Raw genomic sequence first — 19532 nt, 5'->3', positions numbered from 1 at the left:
CCTCTCAGAGAGCGTCCGTACCGTGCGGGGCATGGGTACGAAGACAGCGGACGAGAACGGCACGAAGACCGGCGACGACACACCCGGCACAGCGGGAACGGGCCCGGCGGCCGACACGCCGGGTACGGAGGAAGCGCCGGGCACGGGCGACACGTCCGGCCAGGGGGAAGCGGGACAGACGCCGGGCCCGGGTGACACGCCCGGCGCGGAGGAGACCGCGCACACCGACGACACGCCGCAGGACGAGACCCCGGACGAGGAGGACGACGCCCCCCTGGCGAAGGAGGCCCCCTCGGGCGTCGGCCAGGGCGCGGGCGCCGTCGTCTCCGCCGGGCTCGGCATCGTCTCGCTCACCGGGAGCTGGGCCGGCACGGTGGCCTCCGCCCGCCAGTCGCTGATCGGCCAGTTGGAGACGTCCTCGTCCTCCTCCGTCGCCACGATGATCGAGAAGGGGTACGGCGACGCCTGGCAGGCCACGGCCCTGTGGGGCGGAATGTTCGCCCTGCTCGCGCTGGTCGTCGGCGTGGCCGTCCTGGCCCGCCCCGCCTTCGGCGCACCCGCCGCGCCGCAGGCCCCGTGGATCAAGTCGGTCGCCTGGGCGGGCATCGCCCTCGGCGTCCTGGGCCTGCTCCTCGCCGTCCTGAAGTACACCGACCTCCTCCTCGCCCTCCCCACGAGCACCTGACCCCCACGCCCCCCACACCCCGGGCCCGGGACCGCCTACCCACGGCGCTCCCGGGCCCTCGCCCGTACGGGGCCGCTCCGGGGCGGGGCGGTGTCGTACGCCCGCCGGGGCCGCTTCCGGGCGGTGCGGTGTCGTACATCCGCCGAAGCCGCTCCCCACCGGTCCGGGCGTCTAAGTCCCCTCACCCCATGCCTAAGCCCCCTCCGCCCGTTCTGAGGCCCCTACCGGCCCCGCGAGATGCGGAAGTCGCCCGATGTGCCGGGGGCGGCCCGGGGAGGAGGGTCGGGGTGTCGCCGCCGCGCGACGCCCCGCACCCTTCGCGTACCGAGGAGACACGCCGTGCTCACCGACCCGCACGCACTCCGGCACTTCCGACACGCCGAGCTGGTCCGCCAGGCCGACGAGGCCCGCCTCGCCCGCGAGGCCATCCGCGCCCGCCGGGCCGCCGCCCGCGCCCGCCGCGAGGCCGCCCGCGCCCGCCGGGCCGCCGCCCGCGAGTCCCGTACCGCCGCCCGCGCGGCCCGTACCGCCCCCGCCGGAACCCCGGCCGCCGACGAGCCCCGGCGCCGGACCGGGACGGAACCCCCGGCCCGGCCCCGCGCCCCCCGCCCCGCGTGAGCGCCCACCGGCCCCCGGCCGTCCTCCGGCCCGCCCCGGCCCCGCCCGCCCCGGCCACGCCCCCGCCCGCCCCGGCGCCCCGTGCGATGCTCGGTGCCGTGCAGACCACCACCGTCAGCCCCGTGTTCGTCGGCCGCGACCGCGAACTCGGCACGCTCCGCGACGCCCTCGCCCGCGCCGGAGCCGGCGCCGGCGCCGACGGCGGGGGAGCGCCGCAGACCCTGCTGCTGGCCGGCGAGGCGGGCGTCGGCAAGACCCGCCTCGTGGAGGAGTTCGCCGGCCGGGCCCGCCGGGACGGTGCCGTCGTCGCCGTCGGCGGCTGCGTCGAGACCGGCGCCGACGGACTGCCCTTCGCCGCCTTCTCCACCGCCCTGCGCGCCCTGCGCCGCGCCCTGCCCGGGGAACTCGCCGCCGCCGCTGCCGGACAGGAGGAGGAACTCGCCCGGCTCCTGCCCGAACTCGGCGAGGGCGTCACCGCCACCGGACCGGCCCGGCCCGACGAGGAGGGCACCGCCCGCCTCTTCGACCTCACCGCCCGCCTCCTGGAACGCCTCGCCGCCGACCGCCCCCTCGTCCTCGTCCTGGAGGACCTGCACTGGGCCGACGCCTCCACCCGGCACCTCGTCGGCTACCTGCTGCGCACCCTGCGCACCGGCCGCCTCGTCGTCCTCGCCACCTACCGCAGCGACGACCTCCACCGCCGCCACCCACTGCGCCCCCTCCTCGCCGAACTCGACCGGCTGCGCACCGTCCGCCGCATCGACCTCGCCCCCTTCACCCGGGAGGAGGTGGCCCGCCAGATCGCCGGCATCCTCGACCGCGACCCCGACCCGCACCAGGTCGACGAGATCCACGCCCGCTCCGACGGCAACGCCTTCTTCGTCGAGGAACTCGCCGCCGCCGCCCGCGCCGGCTCCCGCACCGCGATCACCGACTCCCTGCGCGACCTGCTCCTCGTCCGCCTCGAAGCCCTCCCCGAGAACGCCCAGCAGGCCGCCCGGATCGTCGCCGAGGGCGGCCCCACCGTCGGCCACCGGCTGCTCGCCGCCGTCGCCCGGCTCCCCGAGGACGACCTCATCGCCGCCCTGCGCGCCGCCGTCCACGCCGGGGTCCTGCTCCCCGAGCCCGAGGGCGACGGCTACCGCTTCCGCCACTCCCTGGTCCGCGAGGCCGTCGCCGACGACCTGCTGCCCGGCGAACGCTCCCGCCTCCACCGCCGCTGCGCCGAGGCCCTGGAGGCCGACCCGTCCCTGGTCCCCGCCGACGAGCGCGTGATGCGCCTGGCCGGCCACTGGTACCACGCGCGCGACACCGCCCGCGCCCTGCCCGCCGTCCTGGACGCCTCCGTCGAGGCCCGCCGCCGGCACGCCCACGCCGAACAGCTCCGGCTGCTGGAGCGGGCCCTGGAGCTGTGGGACGCGGCCCCCGACGAGGTGCGGTCCGCCCTGCGCCCCGCCGACTGGGCCGAGGTGACCCCGTCCGGCGGGCGCGGACCCGGCACCGGGCCGCTCGGCCGGCTCGACGTGATGGCCGAGGCGGTCGTCGCCGGCCGGCTCTGCGGGGAACGCGAGCGCGCCCTGCGGCTCACCCGGCGGGCGCTGCGCCTGCTGGAGGACCCCGCCGTGCCCGGCGGCCCCCGCACATCCGACCCGCCGCGCGCCGCCTGGTTCTGGACGCAGCGCTCCGTCCTGGTCCAGGCGCAGGGCCGCGGCGACGGCCGCCGCGAACTGGGCATCGCCGAGGAACTGGTCCGGGGCCTGCCCCCGTCCGAGGTGCACGCCGAGGTACTGGCGATGGCCGCCAACTGGTCGATGCTGCACAGCCCCGGCCCCGCCGCCGTCACCGCCGCCGAACGGGCCGTCGAGTACGCGCGCATGGTCGGCGCCGAGGACATCGAACTCAACGCCCGGCTCACCCTCGGCGGGCTGATGGTGGACGCCGGGCACATCGAGGCGGGGCTCGCCGAGATGTACCGGGTCAAGGACGCGGTGGTGGCCCGGGGCCGGGCCGCCGTGGTGGCCCGCAGCCACGTCAACCTGCCCTCGGTGCTGGAGAGCGTCGGCCGCTCCGAGGAGGCCCTCGGCATCCTGCGCGAGGGCGTCGAGCTGACTCGGCGCATGGGCCTGCTCGACTCCGAGGCGTATGTGTGGGGCAACCTCGCCGAGTCGCTGATCTCGCTCGGCCGCTGGGACGAGGCGGTCCGGGCGGCGGTCACCTCCGGCGCCCCCGGGCGCGACGCCGGCCCCCGCGGCGGGGCCGCGCTCCAACGGGGCACCGTCGCCCTCGCCCGCGGCGCGGCCGAGGAGGCCGCCCGCCTGCTCGACGAGGCCCGCGCCGCCTTCGGCCGGCCCGCCCCCGTACCGCAGTACGGACTGCCGCTGGCCACCCTCGCCGTCGGTGTCGCCGCCGCCGAGGGGCGCCTCGACCGGGTCCGTACCGAACTCCGCGCCGCAGTGGAGGCCGGGTTCCCGCCCGGCACCCAGCGCTACGGCTGGCCCCTGCTGCGCTCCGCCGCCGCGGCCGAGGCCGACGCGCGGGGGCTGCCGGCCGCCGGGGAGGGACGCGGCGAGGCCCTGGCGTGCCTCGCCGGGGCGGTCGCCTCGCTCACCACGGGCGCCCCCGTGTGGCTCGCCCACGACGCCTGGGTCCGTGCCGAACTGCGCCGCGCCGAGGGCCGGGACACCCCGGGGGTCTGGGAGGAGGCCGTCACCGCCTTCGAGCGCCTGGAGCGGCCCTACGACCTCGCCCGGGTCCGTTTCCGGCTGGCCGGCGCCCTGCTGGCCGCCGGGGACGAGGACGAACGGGCCCGCGCCACCGAGCTGCTGCGCCTCGCGCACACCGTCGCCGGACACCTCGGCGCCCGCCCGCTCGGCGACGCCGTCGCCCGCCTCGCCCGGCGGGCCCGCCTCACCGTCGGCCACGGCGCGGGGGAGCGGGGCGCCGGCCCGGCCGGGGCGCTGGGCCTCACCGGCCGGGAACGGGAGGTGCTGCGCCTGGTGGCCGAGGGGCACACCAACCGCCGGATCGCCGAGGAACTGTTCATCTCGCCGAAGACGGCCAGCGTCCACGTCTCGAACATCCTGGCCAAGCTCGGGGTCTCGGGGCGCGGCGAGGCGGCGGCGGTGGCGCACCGGCTGGCCCTCTTCCCGGGCCGTACGGGCGGACCCGGCGCCGCGGACTGACCCCGGGCCGTGGTCCCGTCCGGGGCCGTTCGCGCCGGGCGGGCCTACGCTGGAGGGACGGCGAGCGAGGGAGGCGGCATGTTCGACGCTCTCGCGGAGCTGTTCGCTCCCGGCCGCAAGCACACCCGCGACGAACGCCACCGGCTGGAGCTGACCCGGCAGGACGTCGGCGACGCCGGCCCCGGCCACGGCCCGGTGGACCTCGACTCCGGCACGGTCGTCGTCCGTACGCCCGCCCGCCGGCCCCCGCCACCGGACGAGGGCCGCGTCGCACAGCCTCCGAGCGCCTAGCTGACCCGCAACTCCAGCACCCGGTCGTCGCCCTTCTTCGGCTTGCCCCGCCCGTCCGTGTTGCTGGTGACCAGCCACAGCTTGTCGCCGCCGGCCGAGACGACGGTGCGCAGCCGCCCGTACTCGCCCTCCAGGAACGCCTGCGGCGGCGCCGACTCCTCGGTGCCCTTCAGCGGGATGCGCCACAGCCGCTGCCCGCGCAGCCCCGCCATCCAGACGGAGCCCTCGGCGTACGCGATGCCGCTCGGCGACGCCTGGTCCGTGGGCCACTGGGCGACCGGGTCCTGGAAACCGGCCTTGCCGGCCCGGCCCTCCACCGTCGGCCAGCCGTAGTCGGCGCCCGGCCGGATCGCGTTCAGCTCGTCCCAGGTGTCCTGGCCGAACTCCGAGGCGAAGAGCCGCTGCTTGTCGTCCCAGGCCAGGCCCTGCACATTGCGGTGGCCCAGCGAGTAGACGGGGGAGTCGGGGAACGGGTTGCCCGGCGCGGGCTCGCCCTCCGGGGTCAGGCGCAGGATCTTGCCGCCGAGCGACTCCTTGTCCTGCGACAGGCCCGTGTCGCCGCTCTCGCCGGTGCCGGCGTACAGCATCTTGTCCGGGCCGAAGGCGATCCGGCCGCCGTTGTGGACGAAGCCCTTGGGGATGCCCTTGAAGACCGTGTCGGGGGAGCCCAGTTGGCGGCCCGCGGGCTTCTTCGGGTCGTACAGCATCCGCACGATCCGGTTGTCGGAGGCGGAGGTGAAGTACGCGTAGACCATCCGGTCCGAGGCGTAGTCGGGGGAGAGGGCGATGCCGAGGAGGCCGCCCTCGCCGGCCGCCTCGACGCCGGGGACCTTGCCCAGTTCGGTCTTGGCGCCGCTGCTCTCGTCGATCCGGGTGATGGTCGCCTCGTCGCGGGAGGAGACCAGCAGGCCCCCGCCGCCCGGCAGCGGGGCCAGCCCCCACGGGCTGTTCAGGCCGGTGGCGACCGTGCGGAGCACCTTCACGGAGCCCTTCGCCGGAGGGGTCGCCTCGGCGGTCTGCTCCGGGGCCGGTGCGGAGGCCGCCGGAGCGCTCGCGGAGGCGCTCGCTCCGCCCTCCGGCGGCCATGTGCCGTCCGAGGAGCAGCCGGCCGTCAGCAGGAGGGCGGCGGCCAACACGGCCGTCGCGGCTCGACGTTCCACGATCATGGTCCCTTCCACGGGGCGGGTCCTCCTGTCATACACCGCCCGGCCGCGCCGCGCCCGCGCCTCGCGGCGTTCCGGGCCCCGGACGGCCGGGCCGGGTCACTCCCACGATCCCTGCGCCGGGGGCAGGGCGCGCACCTCCGCCAGATCCCGTGCGGTCAGCCGCAGCCCGGCCGCCCCCGCGTTCTGCGTCACCCACCGCTCCCGCTTCGCGCCGGGCACCGGCACCACCCACGGGCCCTGCGCCAGCACCCAGGCCAGCGCCACCTGCGCCGGGGTGACCCGCTCCCCGTGCCGGGCCGCGATCCGGCGCAGCCCGGCCACGATCGGTTGGTTGGCGGCCATCATCTCGGCGGTGAACCGGGGGTGCCGGGCCCGCAGGTCCCGGGGCTCGAAGCCCTGTCCGGGCGTCAGCGTGCCGGTCAGGAAACCGCTGCCCAGCGGCATCGCGGCGAGGAAGCCGACACCGCGCGACGCGCACCAGGGCAGCAGGGCGTCCAGCGCCTCCCGCGACCACACCGACAGCTCCGCCTCCACCGCCGCCACCGGGAACACCTGCTGGAGCCGCCGGAGTTGCGCGATCGTCGTGTCGTGGGGTCCGGCCCGCGCCCGCCGGGCCGCCCGCGCGCCGAGCGCGCAGAAGCCGAGGGCCCGCACCTTCCCGGCCCGGACCAGTTCCGCCATGGCGCCCCAGGTCTCCTCGACCGGGACCTCGGGGTCCGGGCGGTGGAGCTGGTACAGGTCGATGACGTCCGTCTGGAGCCGGCGCAGCGAGGCGTCGCAGGCCCGCCGGACGTAGGCGGGACGGCCGTTGGCCACGACGTGCTGGTCGCCGACGAGGAGGCCGACCTTGGTCGACACGAAGGCGTCCTCGCGCCGCTGCCTCAACACCCGTCCGAGCAGCAGCTCGTTGGTGAACGGGCCGTACATGTCGGCCGTGTCCAGCAGGGAGGAGCCCAGGTCCAGGGCCCGGTGCACGGTCCTGAGCGACTCGTCGCCGCGTTGCCGCGACGCGCTGTACGCCCAGTTCATCGGCATGCACCCCAGCCCGACGGCACCCACCGAGAGTGCCGACGAGCCGATCGCCCTGCGCTCCACCTGCTCGTGACCTCCCTCGTCCGGCCACCCAACCTAACCTCTGCCGCCGCGCGGCCCTGACATAGCCTCCTGGCCATGACTGCTGACGTGTGGCTGCCCCTTGACCCGGACGAGATCGACGGGCTCCCCGAGGGTTTCGTCTACCGCTTCTGGGACGGAGCCGAGGAGTTCCCCGCGGACCCCGCCGACTGCGTCTACTACGTCGTCCCCTACATGAAGCCCGCCGGCGTCGGCCTCCGCCCGCTGCCCCGGATGACGTCCGTCCGGGTCGTGCAGACCCTCTCCGCCGGCATCGACCACGTCGAGCCCGGACTGCGCCACCTGCCCGCGGGCGTCCACCTGTGCAACGCGCGCGGCGTGCACGAGGCCAGCACCGCCGAACTCACCCTCGCCCTGATCCTCGCCTCGCTGCGCGGCATCCCCGACTTCGTGCGGGCGCAGGAGAAGGGGGAGTGGCTCGGCGGTTTCCGCCCCGCCCTGGCCGACCGCACCGTGCTGGTCGTCGGCTACGGATCGATCGGCTCCGCCATCGAGGACCGGCTCACGCCGTTCGAGGTCGCGCGGGTGGTGCGCGTCGCGCGCTCCCCGCGCACTACGGCGCGCGGTCCCGTGCACCCCTTCACCGAACTCCCGTCCCTGCTGCCCCAGGCGGACGTCGTCGTCCTCTCCACCCCGCTCGACGAGGGCACCCGCGGACTGGCGGACGCCGGCTTCCTGGCCCGGATGAAGGACGGCGCCCTGCTCGTCAACGTCGCCCGCGGCCCGGTCGTCGACACGGAAGCCCTGCTCGCGGAGGTGTCCACCGGGCGCCTGACCGCCGCGCTCGACGTCACCGACCCCGAGCCGCTGCCGGCGGACCACCCGCTCTGGCACGCTCCGGGGGTCCTCGTCAGCCCGCACGCCGGAGGGCCGACGTCCGCCTTCCTGCCGCGCGCGAAGCGGCTGCTGACGGACCAGTTGGGCCGTTTCGTGAACCGGGAGCCGCTGCGCAACGTGATCCTGACGACGGGCTCCTGATCCGTTCCGGGTACCCTCCGCAGTCCCGCGGGCGCGGTGGGTGCCCGCATTCCCGCTGGTCGTCACGGAGAGTAGAGAACGTATATCCCTGAGTGACGAGACTGGTGTATCGTCCGACAGGGGACGCGCCGCGCACCGCCGGCGCCGGGGATGGACATTGCAGACTGTGAGGGGGGCGACGGGCGATGCACGGCCTATGGACGAACGACCCGACGCGGCGGACGAGCCGCGGGCGGCCCTGGCGCACGGCCATGCGCAGACGGGGCAGCCAGGGCCCGCACTGCCACCACCGGCCCGGCCCGGACCGGCGGGTGGACAGCGGTCACCGCAGGCAGGTCCACCCCGCACACCGGGGGCTCAGGGACGCGGGAGCACGGACCGGGAGGCCGCGGTGAGCCTCCCGTCTCCCGTTCCGATGCTGGACGGAGCCCCCGCGACCCAGGCCCCGCCCGAGCCGCCTCCCGCCCGGCCGCCGGCCGCCCGCGGCGGATCGGCCTTCCTCCGCCAACTCGTCCTGGCCCTGGTCTGCGCGGGGTACGCCGTCGGCGCCGGGCTCGGCTGGGGCTCCGGCTTCCTCGCCAAGATCATGGGCGACTTCGGGCTGAGCGCCGCCGCGGGCACCGCCGCCGTCTCCTGCCTCCTCTACGCCCGCAGCCCCCGGGTCCGCTTCCGGCCCGCCTGGCTGCTCTTCGCCCTCTCCTCGGCGATGGCCTCCCTGGGCAATCTGGTCTGGGGGTGGTACGAGGTCGTCCTGCAACGGCCGATGCCCAGCCCCAGCTACGCCGACCTGTTCTTCCTGTGCTTCGCGCCGCCCGCCATCGTCGGCCTGCTGGTCCTCGCCAAACGGCCGGTGACCAAGGCGGGGTGGATCTGCCTCGGCCTGGACGCCTGGCTCATCGGGGGCTCGCTGCTCACCCTGGCGTGGAGCCTGGCACTCGCCCAGGCCGCCAAGGCCGACGGCTCCAGCGTCGCCCACACCGCGCTCTCGGTGGCGTACCCGCTGCTCGACATCGCCCTGGTCAGCATGGTGCTCGCGCTGCACTTCCGGCGCTCGCCGGTGTGCCGCTCCGCGGTCAACACCGCCATCGGCGCCCTCGCCCTGACCGTCATGTGCGACGCCCTGTTCACCTCACCGCTGCTCCACAACGGGTACCGCTCCGGGCAGTTGCTCGACGCCGGCTGGTTCGCCGGCTCCCTGCTCCTCGCCTACGCGCCCTGGGTGGCCTCCCGGCACGGCGCTCCGCCCGGGGAGCCCGCGCCGCGCGCCGCGGGGCTCCCGGCCGGCGCCCCCGGCGAACGCCTGCGCTATCCGTCCGCCCGGCCCCTCGGCGGATCGCTGGCCGCGCTCACGCCCTACCTCGCCGCGGCCGTCTGCACCCTGGGCATCCTCTACAACGTCCTCAACGGCCGCAGCGTCGACCGCGTGGTCCTGCTGACCGGTGGCACGGTGGTGCTCGCGCTCGTCGTCCGCCAGGGCATCATGCTGCTCGACAACATCACCCTCACCCACGAACTGGCCCAGAAGGAGAACCACTTCCGCTCCCTGGTCCAGGGCTCCAGCGACGTCATCATGATCGCCGCCCCCAGCGGCATCCTGCGCTACGTCTCCCCGGCCGCCGCCGGGGTCTACGGACGCCCCGCCGAGGAACTCGTCGGCAGCGAGTTGGCGGGCCTGATCCACCCCGAGGACCTCGGCTGCGTCGTCCACGAGGTGCGCCGCTTCCTCGCCGCCCACCCGGCCGAGGAACCCACCACCCGCATCGAATGCCGCTTCCGCTCCGGCGACGGCGGCTGGCTCAACGTCGAGTCCACCGTCAACCGCCACCACGGCGGCCTCATCTTCAACAGCCGGGACGTCACCGAGCGGGTGCGCCTCCAGGCCCAGCTCCAGCACAACGCCGAACACGACCCGCTCACCGACCTGCCCAACCGCGCCCTGTTCACCCGGCGCGTCCAGCAGGCCCTCTCCGGCCGCCGCGCCCTGGACCGGGGCGCCGCCCTGCGCGGCACCGCCGTGCTCTTCATCGACCTGGACGGCTTCAAGGCGGTCAACGACACCATCGGCCACCAGGCCGGCGACGAGCTGCTCGTCCAGGCCGCCCGCAGACTCCACGAGGCCGTCCGCGCGGGGGACACCGCCTCCCGGCTCGGCGGCGACGAGTTCGCGGCCCTGATCGTCGGGGACGGCACCCGGGACCGGGCCGCCCGCGAGAGGCACATCCTGGAGCTGGCCGACCGCCTCAGGACGACCCTCTCGCAGCCCTACCCCATCGACGGCAACGATGTCCGCGTCAACGCCTCCATCGGCGTCGCCTTCGCCGAACCGGGCCTCGGCGCGGGGGAGTTGCTGCGCAACGCCGACCTGGCGATGTACCGGGCCAAGGCGTGCGGCAAAGGCCGCGTCGAGCTGTACCGGCCGCAGATGCAGCAGGACGTGGTCCGCAAGGCCGAACTGGCCACCCGGCTGCGGGCCGCGCTGCACGAGGGGCAGTTCGCGCTGCTCCACCAGCCGGTGGTCTCCCTCGCCGACGGCCGCATCACCTCCGTCTGCGCCCAGGCGCGCTGGCGCTCCTCGCAGGGCGTGCTCTTCACCCCCGCCGAGTTCCTGCGGGTGGCCGAGGACGGCGACAAGACCGCCGAACTGGACCGCTGGGTGCTCTGCGAGGCCGTCGAGCAGGCCGCCGACCGCGCGGCGGCCGGACTCCCCTCGACGGTGGCCGTCCGCATGGGCGCCCGCCGCCTGCTGGACCGCTCCATGCCGCTCGCCTCCGTGGAGGCCCTCCTCACCCGGCACGGGCTGCCTCCCGGCGCCCTCATCGTCGAACTGGCCGACACCACCGACCCCCGCGCCGGCCTGGACGAGCTGGAGCGCCGGCTCAACGCGCTGCGCCGGGTCGGCGTCCGCATCGCCCTGGACGCCTTCGGCAACGGCCACGCGGCCATCACCGCCCTCAGGCGGCTCCCCATCGACATCCTCCGGCTCGACCGGAGCCTGGTCGAGGGCGTCGTCGAGTCCGCCCGCCTCCACAAGATCACCAGCGGGCTGCTGCGGATCACCACCGACCTCGGGATGAAGTCCGTGGCCGACGGGGTCGACCTGCCCGAGCAGATCGTCGCCCTGCGGGCCATGGGCTGCACCCACGGTCAGGGCATGGCCTTCTCCGGTGCGCTCGACGAGTACCGGCTGCGCCGGGCGCTCGCCACCGGGCGCTATCCGGTGCCGCACGGACCGGCAGAGCCGGTCTTCGCGGGCAGCGCGGGGGTGTACACCAAGAGCCTCAGCCAGGGCGTCGGCAACGCCGCGACCAGCGGCGTCACCTCCACGCTCCTCGGTGGTGGCACAGCCCTGCGTTCACATGATGAGACTCCCGTCCCACCCACTTGACAGTGAGTGCGTGCCGGGGGGAGGGTCAGTGCCATGCGCACCCGAATTCTCGTACTTGGACAGCGCGTCGGCTGACGCTGGTGATGTCCGGACACAACACCCGGCCCCCAGCGACCTCCACCCGGCGCGCTCCCCTCGCTTGCCTTATGGCACGAGGGGTTTTTTGTTGCACCGGCACCTGCCGGGCGACAGTCACAGACCGCCCGAACTCGCACAAACCCTCAGCATCGAGAAGAGAATGCCGATGACCGAGCAGGCCACCGGGGCCCACCACCCGCAGCCGCGGCCCCGATCCGGAGGACAGCACTCCGCCCCCGAGCACGTCACGGGTGCGCAGTCCCTCATCCGCTCTCTCGAGGAGGTCGGCGCCGACACGGTATTCGGCATTCCCGGCGGGACGATCCTTCCGGCGTACGACCCGCTGATGGACTCCACCAGGGTGCGCCACGTCCTGGTCCGCCACGAGCAGGGCGCCGGCCACGCGGCCACCGGCTACGCGCAGGCCACCGGCAAGGTCGGCGTCTGCATGGCGACCTCGGGACCCGGCGCCACCAACCTGGTCACCCCGATCGCCGACGCCAACATGGACTCCGTGCCGCTGGTGGCGATCACCGGCCAGGTGGTGTCCTCCGCGATCGGCACGGACGCCTTCCAGGAGGCGGACATCGTCGGCATCAGCATGCCGATCACCAAGCACAGCTTCCTGGTCACCAAGGCCGAGGACATCCCCCGGGTGATCGCGCAGGCGTTCCACATCGCCTCCACCGGCCGCCCCGGACCGGTCCTGGTCGACATCCCCAAGGACATCCTCCAGAAGAAGACCACCTTCACCTGGCCGCCGGTCATGGACCTGCCCGGCTACCGCCCGGTCACCAAGCCGCACGCCAAGCAGATCCGCGAGGCGGCCAAGCTCATCACCGCCGCGAAGCGCCCCGTGCTCTACGTCGGCGGCGGCGTCCTCAAGGCCGGGGCCACCGCCGAGCTGAAGGTCCTCGCCGAACTCACCGGAGCGCCCGTCACCACCACCCTGATGGCGCTCGGCGCGTTCCCCGACAGCCACCCGCTGCACGTGGGAATGCCGGGCATGCACGGTGCGGTCACCGCCGTCACCGCGCTGCAGAAGGCCGACCTGATCGTCGCCCTCGGAGCCCGCTTCGACGACCGCGTCACCGGCAAGCTGGACAGCTTCGCCCCGTACGCCAAGATCGTCCACGCCGACATCGACCCGGCCGAGATCGGCAAGAACCGGGCCGCCGACGTGCCGATCGTCGGCGACGCCCGCGAGGTCATCGCCGACCTGGTCCAGGCGGTCCAGAAGGAGCACGCCGACGGCCACCGCGGCGACTACACCGCCTGGTGGCGGGATCTGAACCGCTGGCGCGACACCTACCCGCTCGGCTACGACCAGCCCGAGGACGGCTCGCTCTCCCCGCAGCAGGTCATCGAGCGCATCGGCCGGCTCGCCCCCGAGGGCACGATCTTCGCGGCGGGCGTCGGCCAGCACCAGATGTGGGCCGCCCACTTCATCGAGTACGAGCAGCCCGCGACCTGGCTCAACTCCGGCGGCGCCGGGACCATGGGGTACGCGGTGCCGGCCGCGATGGGCGCCAAGGCCGGGGCCCCCGACCGCGCCGTCTGGGCGATCGACGGCGACGGCTGCTTCCAGATGACCAACCAGGAACTGACCACCTGCGCCCTGAACAACATCCCGATCAAGGTCGCCATCATCAACAACGGCGCCCTCGGGATGGTCCGCCAGTGGCAGACCCTCTTCTACAACCAGCGGTACTCCAACACGGTGCTGCACTCCGGCCCCGACGACGTCAACCCGGAGGCCCGCGGCACCCGCGTCCCCGACTTCGTCAAGCTGTCGGAGGCCATGGGCTGCCACGCGATCCGCTGCGAGGACCCGGCCGACCTCGACAAGGTCATCGAGGAGGCGAACTCGATCAACGACCGCCCGGTCGTCGTCGACTTCGTCGTCCACGAGGACGCCATGGTCTGGCCGATGGTCGCCGCCGGCACCTCCAACGACGAGATCATGGCCGCCCGGGACGTGCGCCCCGACTTCGGCGACAACGAAGACGACTGAGCGAGAGAGAGCAAAGAGATCATGTCCAAGCACACGCTCTCGGTCCTGGTGGAGAACACGCCCGGCATCCTCGCCCGGATCGCCGCCCTGTTCTCCCGCCGCGGCTTCAACATCGACTCCCTCGCCGTCGGCGTCACCGAGCACCCCGACATCTCCCGCATCACCATCGTGGTGAGCGTCGAGGAGTTCCCGCTGGAGCAGGTGACCAAGCAGCTCAACAAGCTGGTCAACGTGCTCAAGATCGTCGAGCTGGAGCCGTCCCACGCGGTGCAGCGCGAACTCGTCCTGGTGAAGGTGCGCTCCGACAACGAGACGCGCTCCCAGATCGTCGAGATCGTCCAGCTCTTCCGCGCGAAGACGGTCGACGTCTCCCCGGAGGCCGTCACCATCGAGGCCACCGGCAGCAGCGACAAGCTGTCCGCCATGCTCAAGATGCTGGAACCGTACGGCATCAAGGAACTGGTCCAGTCCGGCACCATCGCGATCGGCCGCGGGGCCCGTTCGATCACCGACCGCTCACTGCGCGCACTCGACCGGTCGGCATGACACGGAGACGGGCGGCCCCGAGCGACACCGGCCGCCCGTATTCCGAGACTGTGAAACTTCCCCTCCCCTCACCGGCATACGGTGGGACGCAACACCGCACACAAGGAGATAACCCAGTGGCCGAGCTGTTCTACGACGCCGACGCCGACCTGTCCATCATCCAGGGCCGCAAGGTCGCGGTCATCGGGTACGGCAGCCAGGGCCACGCCCACGCCCTGTCCCTGCGCGACTCGGGCGTCGACGTGCGCGTCGGTCTGCACGAGGGCTCCCAGTCCAAGGCCAAGGCCGAGGAGCAGGGCCTGCGCGTGGTCAGCCCCGCCGAGGCCGCGGCCGAGGCCGACGTCATCATGATCCTCGTCCCGGACCCCATCCAGGCCCAGGTCTACGAGGAGCACATCGCCGGCAACCTGAAGGACGGCGACGCCCTGTTCTTCGGCCACGGCCTGAACATCCGCTACGGCTTCATCAAGCCGCCGGCCGGCGTCGACGTCTGCATGGTCGCCCCCAAGGGCCCGGGTCACCTGGTCCGCCGCCAGTACGAGGAAGGCCGCGGCGTGCCCTGCATCGCCGCCGTCGAGCAGGACGCCACCGGCAACGCCTTCGCGCTGGCCCTGTCGTACGCCAAGGGCATCGGCGGCACCCGCGCCGGCGTCATCAAGACGACCTTCACCGAGGAGACCGAGACCGACCTCTTCGGCGAGCAGGCCGTGCTGTGCGGCGGCACCGCCGCCCTGGTCAAGGCCGGCTTCGAGACCTTGGTCGAGGCGGGCTACCAGCCCGAGATCGCCTACTTCGAGTGCCTGCACGAGCTGAAGCTGATCGTGGACCTCATGTACGAGGGCGGCCTGGAGAAGATGCGCTGGTCCATCTCCGAGACCGCCGAGTGGGGCGACTACGTCACCGGCCCGCGGATCATCACCGACGCCACCAAGGCCGAGATGAAGAAGGTCCTCGCCGAGATCCAGGACGGCACCTTCGCCAAGAACTGGATGGACGAGTACCACGGCGGTCTGAAGAAGTACAACGAGTACAAGAAGCAGGACTCCGAGCACCTGCTGGAGACCACCGGCAAGGAGCTGCGCAAGCTCATGAGCTGGGTCGACGAGGACGCGTAAGGCCACCCGGCCGGAGGGGCCGGAGCACCCGTGCTCCGGCCCCTCCGGCTCCCCAGGGGTAGCGTCGGAGGTACGGCGTTGTCCATCCCGTCCGGCCCCGGACGGGTGATCCTTCCGAAGCGGCGTAAGACGACGCCCTCGGCGCTACTACACTGCTGCACTACATACGCGTCAGGCCCACAGCGTCGTGCGTCTTCCACGCGGCTAAGCGACTCCGAGGAACGGCCGGCACCCCCCGGCGCGGGGAGCGTCCCGCGGTTCCCCGGCGCCGCTCCCCTCCACCGCCAGCGGCCGTCGGGACGGCCGTCCGCACTGGACATGTGAGGACTCACGTGAGCTCGAAACCCGTCGTACTCATCGCCGAAGAACTGTCGCCCGCGACCGTGGACGCGCTCGGCCCCGACTTCGAGATCCGCCACTGCAACGGCGCGGACCGCGCCGAACTGCTGCCCGCGATCGCCGACGTGGACGCGATCCTGGTGCGCTCGGCCACCAAGGTCGACGCCGAGGCCATCGCCGCCGCGGGCCGGCTGCGGGTCGTCGCCCGCGCCGGTGTCGGCCTCGACAACGTCGACGTCTCCGCCGCCACCAAGGCCGGCGTGATGGTCGTCAACGCCCCCACGTCGAACATCGTGACCGCCGCCGAGCTGGCCTGCGGTCTGGTCGTCGCCACCGCCCGCAACATCCCGCAGGCCAACGCCGCGCTGAAGAACGGCGAGTGGAAGCGGAGCAAGTACACCGGCGTCGAGCTGGCCGAGAAGACCCTCGGCGTCGTCGGCCTCGGCCGCATCGGCGCCCTGGTCGCCCAGCGCATGTCCGCCTTCGGCATGAAGATCGTCGCCTACGACCCCTACGTGCAGCCCGCGCGGGCCGCGCAGATGGGCGTCAAGGTGCTCTCGCTGGACGAGCTGCTGGAGGTCTCCGACTTCATCACCGTCCACCTGCCGAAGACGCCCGAGACCCTCGGCCTGATCGGCGAGGAGGCGCTGCGCAAGGTCAAGCCCACCGTGCGCATCGTCAACGCCGCGCGCGGCGGCATCGTCGACGAGGAGGCGCTGTACTCGGCGCTCAAGGAGGGCCGCGTCGCCGGCGCCGGCCTCGACGTGTACGCCAAGGAGCCGTGCACCGACTCGCCGCTCTTCGAGTTCGACCAGGTCGTCTGCACCCCGCACCTGGGCGCCTCGACCGACGAGGCGCAGGAGAAGGCCGGCATCGCCGTCGCCCGCTCGGTCCGCCTCGCCCTCGCCGGCGAACTCGTCCCGGACGCGGTCAACGTCCAGGGCGGCGTGATCGCCGAGGACGTCAAGCCGGGCCTGCCGCTCGCCGAGCGCCTGGGCCGCATCTTCACCGCGCTCGCCGGCGAGGTCGCCGTCCGCCTCGACGTCGAGGTCTACGGCGAGATCACCCAGCACGACGTGAAGGTGCTGGAGCTCTCCGCCCTCAAGGGCGTCTTCGAGGACGTCGTCGACGAGACGGTCTCCTACGTCAACGCGCCGCTCTTCGCCCAGGAGCGCGGCGTCGAGGTGCGGCTGACGACCAGCTCGGAGTCGCCCGAGCACCGCAACGTCGTCACCGTGCGCGGCACCCTCACCGACGGCGAGGAGGTGTCGGTCTCCGGCACCCTGGCCGGCCCCAAGCACCTCCAGAAGATCGTCGCCGTCGGCGAGTACGACGTCGACCTGGCGCTCGCCGACCACATGATCGTGCTGCGCTACGAGGACCGCCCCGGCGTCGTCGGCACCGTCGGCCGCGTCATCGGCGAGGCGGGCCTCAACATCGCCGGGATGCAGGTGGCCCGTGCGACGGTCGGCGGCGAGGCCCTCGCCGTGCTGACCGTCGACGACACCGTGCCCGCCGGCGTGCTGGCGGAGGTCGCCTCGGAGATCGGCGCCACCTCGGCCCGCTCGGTCAACCTGGTCTGACCGTCCGTTCCGGGGCCGCGCGCGCGGCCCCGGAAGCCCCTTCGGGCACTCCTCGCTCATACGCCGGACGCGCCGGCCTCCTCGGCCCGTCCGGCGCTCTGCGTGGGGCCCTCCTCCCGCGCCCGCACCCGCCGCAGCGTCACCGACGCCGCCACCGCGGCCCCGGCGAGCACCACCGCTGCGGCGATCGCCGCCCCGTGCATGCCCCGGGTGAACGCCTCCCGGGCCGACGCCGCCAGGGCGTCCCCCGCGCGCCCCGGCAGCCGGCCGGCGATCGCCATCGCGCCGCCGAGGGTCTCGTGGGCGGCGGCCGGCGCCGAGTCCGGGATGCCGTGCCGGTAGAGGGCCGTGCCGAGGGAACCGAGGAACGCCATGCCGAGCGCCCCGCCGAACTCCGTGCCGGTCTCCATCAGCGAGGACGCGGAACCCGCCCGCTCCGGCGACACGCTCCCCAGCGCCAGGTCCGTCATCTGGGACATCACCATGACGACCCCGGAGGCGAGCACACCGCACGCCACCAGCAGCAGCCACAGCGAGTCCGTGCCGGTCGGCACCAGCAGTCCGTAGCCGGCCGCGGTGATGGCGAAGCCGGCGGTGACGACGTGGACCCGGGGCACGCCCCGCTGCACCAGGGCGGTCGCCAGCGGGGCGGCCAGGCCGATCGGCACGGAGGGCAGCAGCGCCCACAACGCGGCCTCCATCGCGCTCTTGCCCAGCACCGACTGGAGGTACTGCGTGGTGAAGAACACCGAGCCCATCATCCCGAACGCGCAGACCAGGCTGAGGGCGACGGCGGGGGCGAAGCCGCGTCCGCGGAACAGCGCCGGGGAGATCATCGGCGAGGCGGTGGTCCGCTGCCGGTGCACGAAGAGGGCGGCGAAGAGCAGTCCGACGGTCACCGCGACGACGTAGCGGACGTTCCAGCCCTGCGACGGGATCTCCTTCAGGCCGTAGACCACGGGGAGCACCGCGGCCATCGACAGGGGGACGCTCGGCCAGTCGAAGCGGCCCGGCGAGGGGTCCTTCGACTCGGGCAGCAGGAACGGGCCGAGGACCAGCAGCAGCGCCATCGCCGGCAGGTTGACCAGGAAGACCGAGCCCCACCAGAAGAACTCGACCAGCACCCCGCTGAGCACGGAGCCCAGCGCGACGCCGGCCGTCAGCACGCCGGACCACACCGCGATCGCCTTCGCGCGCTGCGCCGGGTGGACGAAGAGCGTGCGGACCATGGCGAGTGTCGACGGCATCAGCGTGGCGCCGCCGATGCCGAGCACGGCGCGGGCCGCGATCAGGGTGGCGGCGCTGTCGGCGTACGCGGCCACCAGGGAGGCGGCGCCGAAGGCCGCGGCGCCCGCGAGGAGCAGCCGGCGCCGGCCCACGCGGTCGCCGAGCGACCCCATCGTCATCAGCAGGCCCGCCAGGACGAAGGCGTAGATGTCGAAGATCCAGAGCTGCTGGGTGCCGCTCGGTTCCAGGTCGGCGCTGATCGCGGGGATGGCGAAGTAGAGGACCGAGGCGTCCATCGAGACCAGGAGGAGCGGGAGCATCAGGACGGCCAGCGCCGTCCACTCACGGCGCCCGGCAGGGGGCGGATTCGGTGTCATGCCGAGGACTGTACGCGCGTCTTACACGCTTGTATAGAACGACCGTGTAAGACGTATGTGTGGGACGTCTGTATGAATCGAGCGGTAGGGTCACGCCATGGGACACCGTGAGGATCTGCTCGAAGGCGCCAAGCGCTGCCTGCTGGAGAAGGGGTTCGCGCGCACCACCGCGCGGGACGTCGTCAGGGAGTCGGGGACCAACCTGGCGTCCATCGGCTACCACTACGGATCGAAGGACGCGCTCCTCGCGCGGGCCTACGTGGCGCTGGTGGAGGACGTGGGAGCGTCCTTCCTCGGGGACGGGACCGCCCCGGGCGACACCGCCCCGGGCTCCGTCGAGCGGTTCCGGGAGGTCTGGTCCCACATCGTCGACACCATGCGCGAGCCCGGCTCACCCTGGCGCCTGACCATGGAGATCGTGGTGATGGGCGACCGGATGCCCGAGCTGCGCGATCATCTCGCGCTGGCGCAGCGGGAGGCCGGGCGCGCGCTGGTCGCCCTGCTCATGGGCGGGGCGGAGGAGGAGGTGCCGGGCGAGACGGCGGACACCGTGGGGCTGTTCTACGTGACGCTGATGACCGGCCTGATCGCGCAGTGGTCCTTCGACCCGGCCGGCGGGCCCGAGGCCGGCCCGCTGGCCGAGGGGCTGCGCCGGGTGATCGAGGCCGCCACCGGCCGGGGCCCCGCGGCCGGCGGCCCGGAGCGCGACGGCTGAGCCGACCGGGGGACCGGTGCGGCCCGGCGGCGCCCGTCCCCACAGCCGCCGCGGTACGGCCCCGGCCGCGCCCGCCCCTACAGCCGCCGCGGTACGGCC

General features: G+C 74.0%; 14 protein-coding genes. 11 read left to right on the top strand and 3 right to left on the bottom strand.

Annotated elements, in window-relative coordinates:
- Window positions 1-31: 31 nt before the first annotated feature.
- The 4 genes from J5Y05_RS16190 (at window position 32) to J5Y05_RS16175 (ending at window position 4776) form a co-directional block, all read left to right on the top strand.
- A complete protein-coding gene (locus J5Y05_RS16190; RefSeq protein WP_210872975.1) occupies window positions 32-685 on the top strand; it encodes a hypothetical protein in 654 nt (217 codons plus the stop codon).
- Between the two features lie 339 nt (window positions 686-1024).
- Window positions 1025-1303 (top strand): hypothetical protein, encoded by a 279-nt coding sequence (locus J5Y05_RS16185; RefSeq protein WP_210872973.1) that lies wholly within the window; start codon window positions 1025-1027, stop codon window positions 1301-1303.
- A gap of 86 nt (window positions 1304-1389) precedes the next feature.
- On the top strand, window positions 1390-4485 hold the full coding sequence (locus J5Y05_RS32275) for a helix-turn-helix transcriptional regulator (RefSeq protein ID WP_210873757.1): 3096 nt from the start codon (window positions 1390-1392) through the stop codon (window positions 4483-4485).
- Window positions 4486-4563: 78 nt separating this feature from the next.
- On the top strand, window positions 4564-4776 hold the full coding sequence (locus tag J5Y05_RS16175) for a DUF6191 domain-containing protein (RefSeq protein ID WP_210872971.1): 213 nt from the start codon (window positions 4564-4566) through the stop codon (window positions 4774-4776).
- Here J5Y05_RS16175 and J5Y05_RS16170 read toward each other — a convergent pair.
- Both J5Y05_RS16170 and J5Y05_RS16165 read right to left on the bottom strand, forming a co-directional pair.
- On the bottom strand, window positions 4773-5942 hold the full coding sequence (locus tag J5Y05_RS16170; protein WP_210872969.1) for a PQQ-dependent sugar dehydrogenase: 1170 nt from the start codon (window positions 5940-5942) through the stop codon (window positions 4773-4775). The two genes, J5Y05_RS16175 and J5Y05_RS16170, sit on opposite strands and share 4 nt — an antisense overlap.
- Before the next feature lie 96 nt (window positions 5943-6038).
- On the bottom strand, window positions 6039-7037 hold the full coding sequence (locus J5Y05_RS16165; protein ID WP_210872967.1) for an aldo/keto reductase: 999 nt from the start codon (window positions 7035-7037) through the stop codon (window positions 6039-6041).
- 75 nt (window positions 7038-7112) lie between these two features.
- Here J5Y05_RS16165 and J5Y05_RS16160 point away from each other — a divergent pair, with 75 nt between their 5' ends.
- From J5Y05_RS16160 to serA, 6 genes are all read left to right on the top strand, one after another.
- Window positions 7113-8054 (top strand): 2-hydroxyacid dehydrogenase, encoded by a 942-nt coding sequence (locus J5Y05_RS16160; protein WP_210872966.1) that lies wholly within the window; start codon window positions 7113-7115, stop codon window positions 8052-8054.
- A 415-nt stretch (window positions 8055-8469) separates the two neighbouring features.
- Window positions 8470-11439, top strand: a complete 2970-nt coding sequence (locus J5Y05_RS16155; RefSeq protein ID WP_210873754.1) for a putative bifunctional diguanylate cyclase/phosphodiesterase — start codon at window positions 8470-8472, stop codon at window positions 11437-11439.
- 244 nt (window positions 11440-11683) lie between these two features.
- Window positions 11684-13531, top strand: a complete 1848-nt coding sequence (locus J5Y05_RS16150) for an acetolactate synthase large subunit (RefSeq protein WP_210872962.1) — start codon at window positions 11684-11686, stop codon at window positions 13529-13531.
- A gap of 21 nt (window positions 13532-13552) precedes the next feature.
- Complete coding sequence (gene ilvN / locus J5Y05_RS16145) at window positions 13553-14077, top strand: acetolactate synthase small subunit (RefSeq protein WP_030421667.1); 525 nt, start codon at window positions 13553-13555, stop codon at window positions 14075-14077.
- A 116-nt stretch (window positions 14078-14193) separates the two neighbouring features.
- Window positions 14194-15192, top strand: a complete 999-nt coding sequence (gene ilvC / locus J5Y05_RS16140) for a ketol-acid reductoisomerase (protein ID WP_030421668.1) — start codon at window positions 14194-14196, stop codon at window positions 15190-15192.
- Between the two features lie 332 nt (window positions 15193-15524).
- The gene (gene serA / locus J5Y05_RS16135) at window positions 15525-17114 is read left to right on the top strand and encodes a phosphoglycerate dehydrogenase (RefSeq protein ID WP_210872960.1); all 1590 of its coding nucleotides are present in this window, start codon (window positions 15525-15527) and stop codon (window positions 17112-17114) included.
- A gap of 56 nt (window positions 17115-17170) precedes the next feature.
- Here serA and J5Y05_RS16130 read toward each other — a convergent pair whose 3' ends face one another.
- A complete protein-coding gene (locus J5Y05_RS16130; protein ID WP_210872958.1) occupies window positions 17171-18718 on the bottom strand; it encodes an MFS transporter in 1548 nt (515 codons plus the stop codon).
- Window positions 18719-18815: 97 nt separating this feature from the next.
- On the opposite strand from J5Y05_RS16130, the gene J5Y05_RS16125 reads away from it, so the two are divergent.
- A complete protein-coding gene (locus J5Y05_RS16125) occupies window positions 18816-19433 on the top strand; it encodes a TetR/AcrR family transcriptional regulator (RefSeq protein ID WP_210872956.1) in 618 nt (205 codons plus the stop codon).
- Window positions 19434-19532: the final 99 nt, after the last annotated feature.

Source organism: Streptomyces tagetis (assembly GCF_018069565.1).
Classification (GTDB): Bacteria; Actinomycetota; Actinomycetes; order Streptomycetales; family Streptomycetaceae; genus Streptomyces; species Streptomyces tagetis.
Note: the sequence above shows the minus strand (reverse complement) of the source record. Positions and strands in the feature narration are given on the sequence as shown.

Coding starts and splice junctions, on each gene's coding strand:
- J5Y05_RS16160 (WP_210872966.1), top strand. CDS start 7,113: ATGACTGCTGACGTGTGGCTGCCCCTTGACCCGGACGAGATCGACGGG.
- J5Y05_RS16175 (WP_210872971.1), top strand. CDS start 4,564: ATGTTCGACGCTCTCGCGGAGCTGTTCGCTCCCGGCCGCAAGCACACC.
- J5Y05_RS16150 (WP_210872962.1), top strand. CDS start 11,684: ATGACCGAGCAGGCCACCGGGGCCCACCACCCGCAGCCGCGGCCCCGA.
- J5Y05_RS16170 (WP_210872969.1), bottom strand. CDS start 5,942: ATGATCGTGGAACGTCGAGCCGCGACGGCCGTGTTGGCCGCCGCCCTC.
- J5Y05_RS16155 (WP_210873754.1), top strand. CDS start 8,470: ATGCTGGACGGAGCCCCCGCGACCCAGGCCCCGCCCGAGCCGCCTCCC.
- J5Y05_RS16190 (WP_210872975.1), top strand. CDS start 32: ATGGGTACGAAGACAGCGGACGAGAACGGCACGAAGACCGGCGACGAC.
- J5Y05_RS16125 (WP_210872956.1), top strand. CDS start 18,816: ATGGGACACCGTGAGGATCTGCTCGAAGGCGCCAAGCGCTGCCTGCTG.
- ilvN (WP_030421667.1), top strand. CDS start 13,553: ATGTCCAAGCACACGCTCTCGGTCCTGGTGGAGAACACGCCCGGCATC.
- J5Y05_RS32275 (WP_210873757.1), top strand. CDS start 1,390: ATGCTCGGTGCCGTGCAGACCACCACCGTCAGCCCCGTGTTCGTCGGC.
- J5Y05_RS16130 (WP_210872958.1), bottom strand. CDS start 18,718: ATGACACCGAATCCGCCCCCTGCCGGGCGCCGTGAGTGGACGGCGCTG.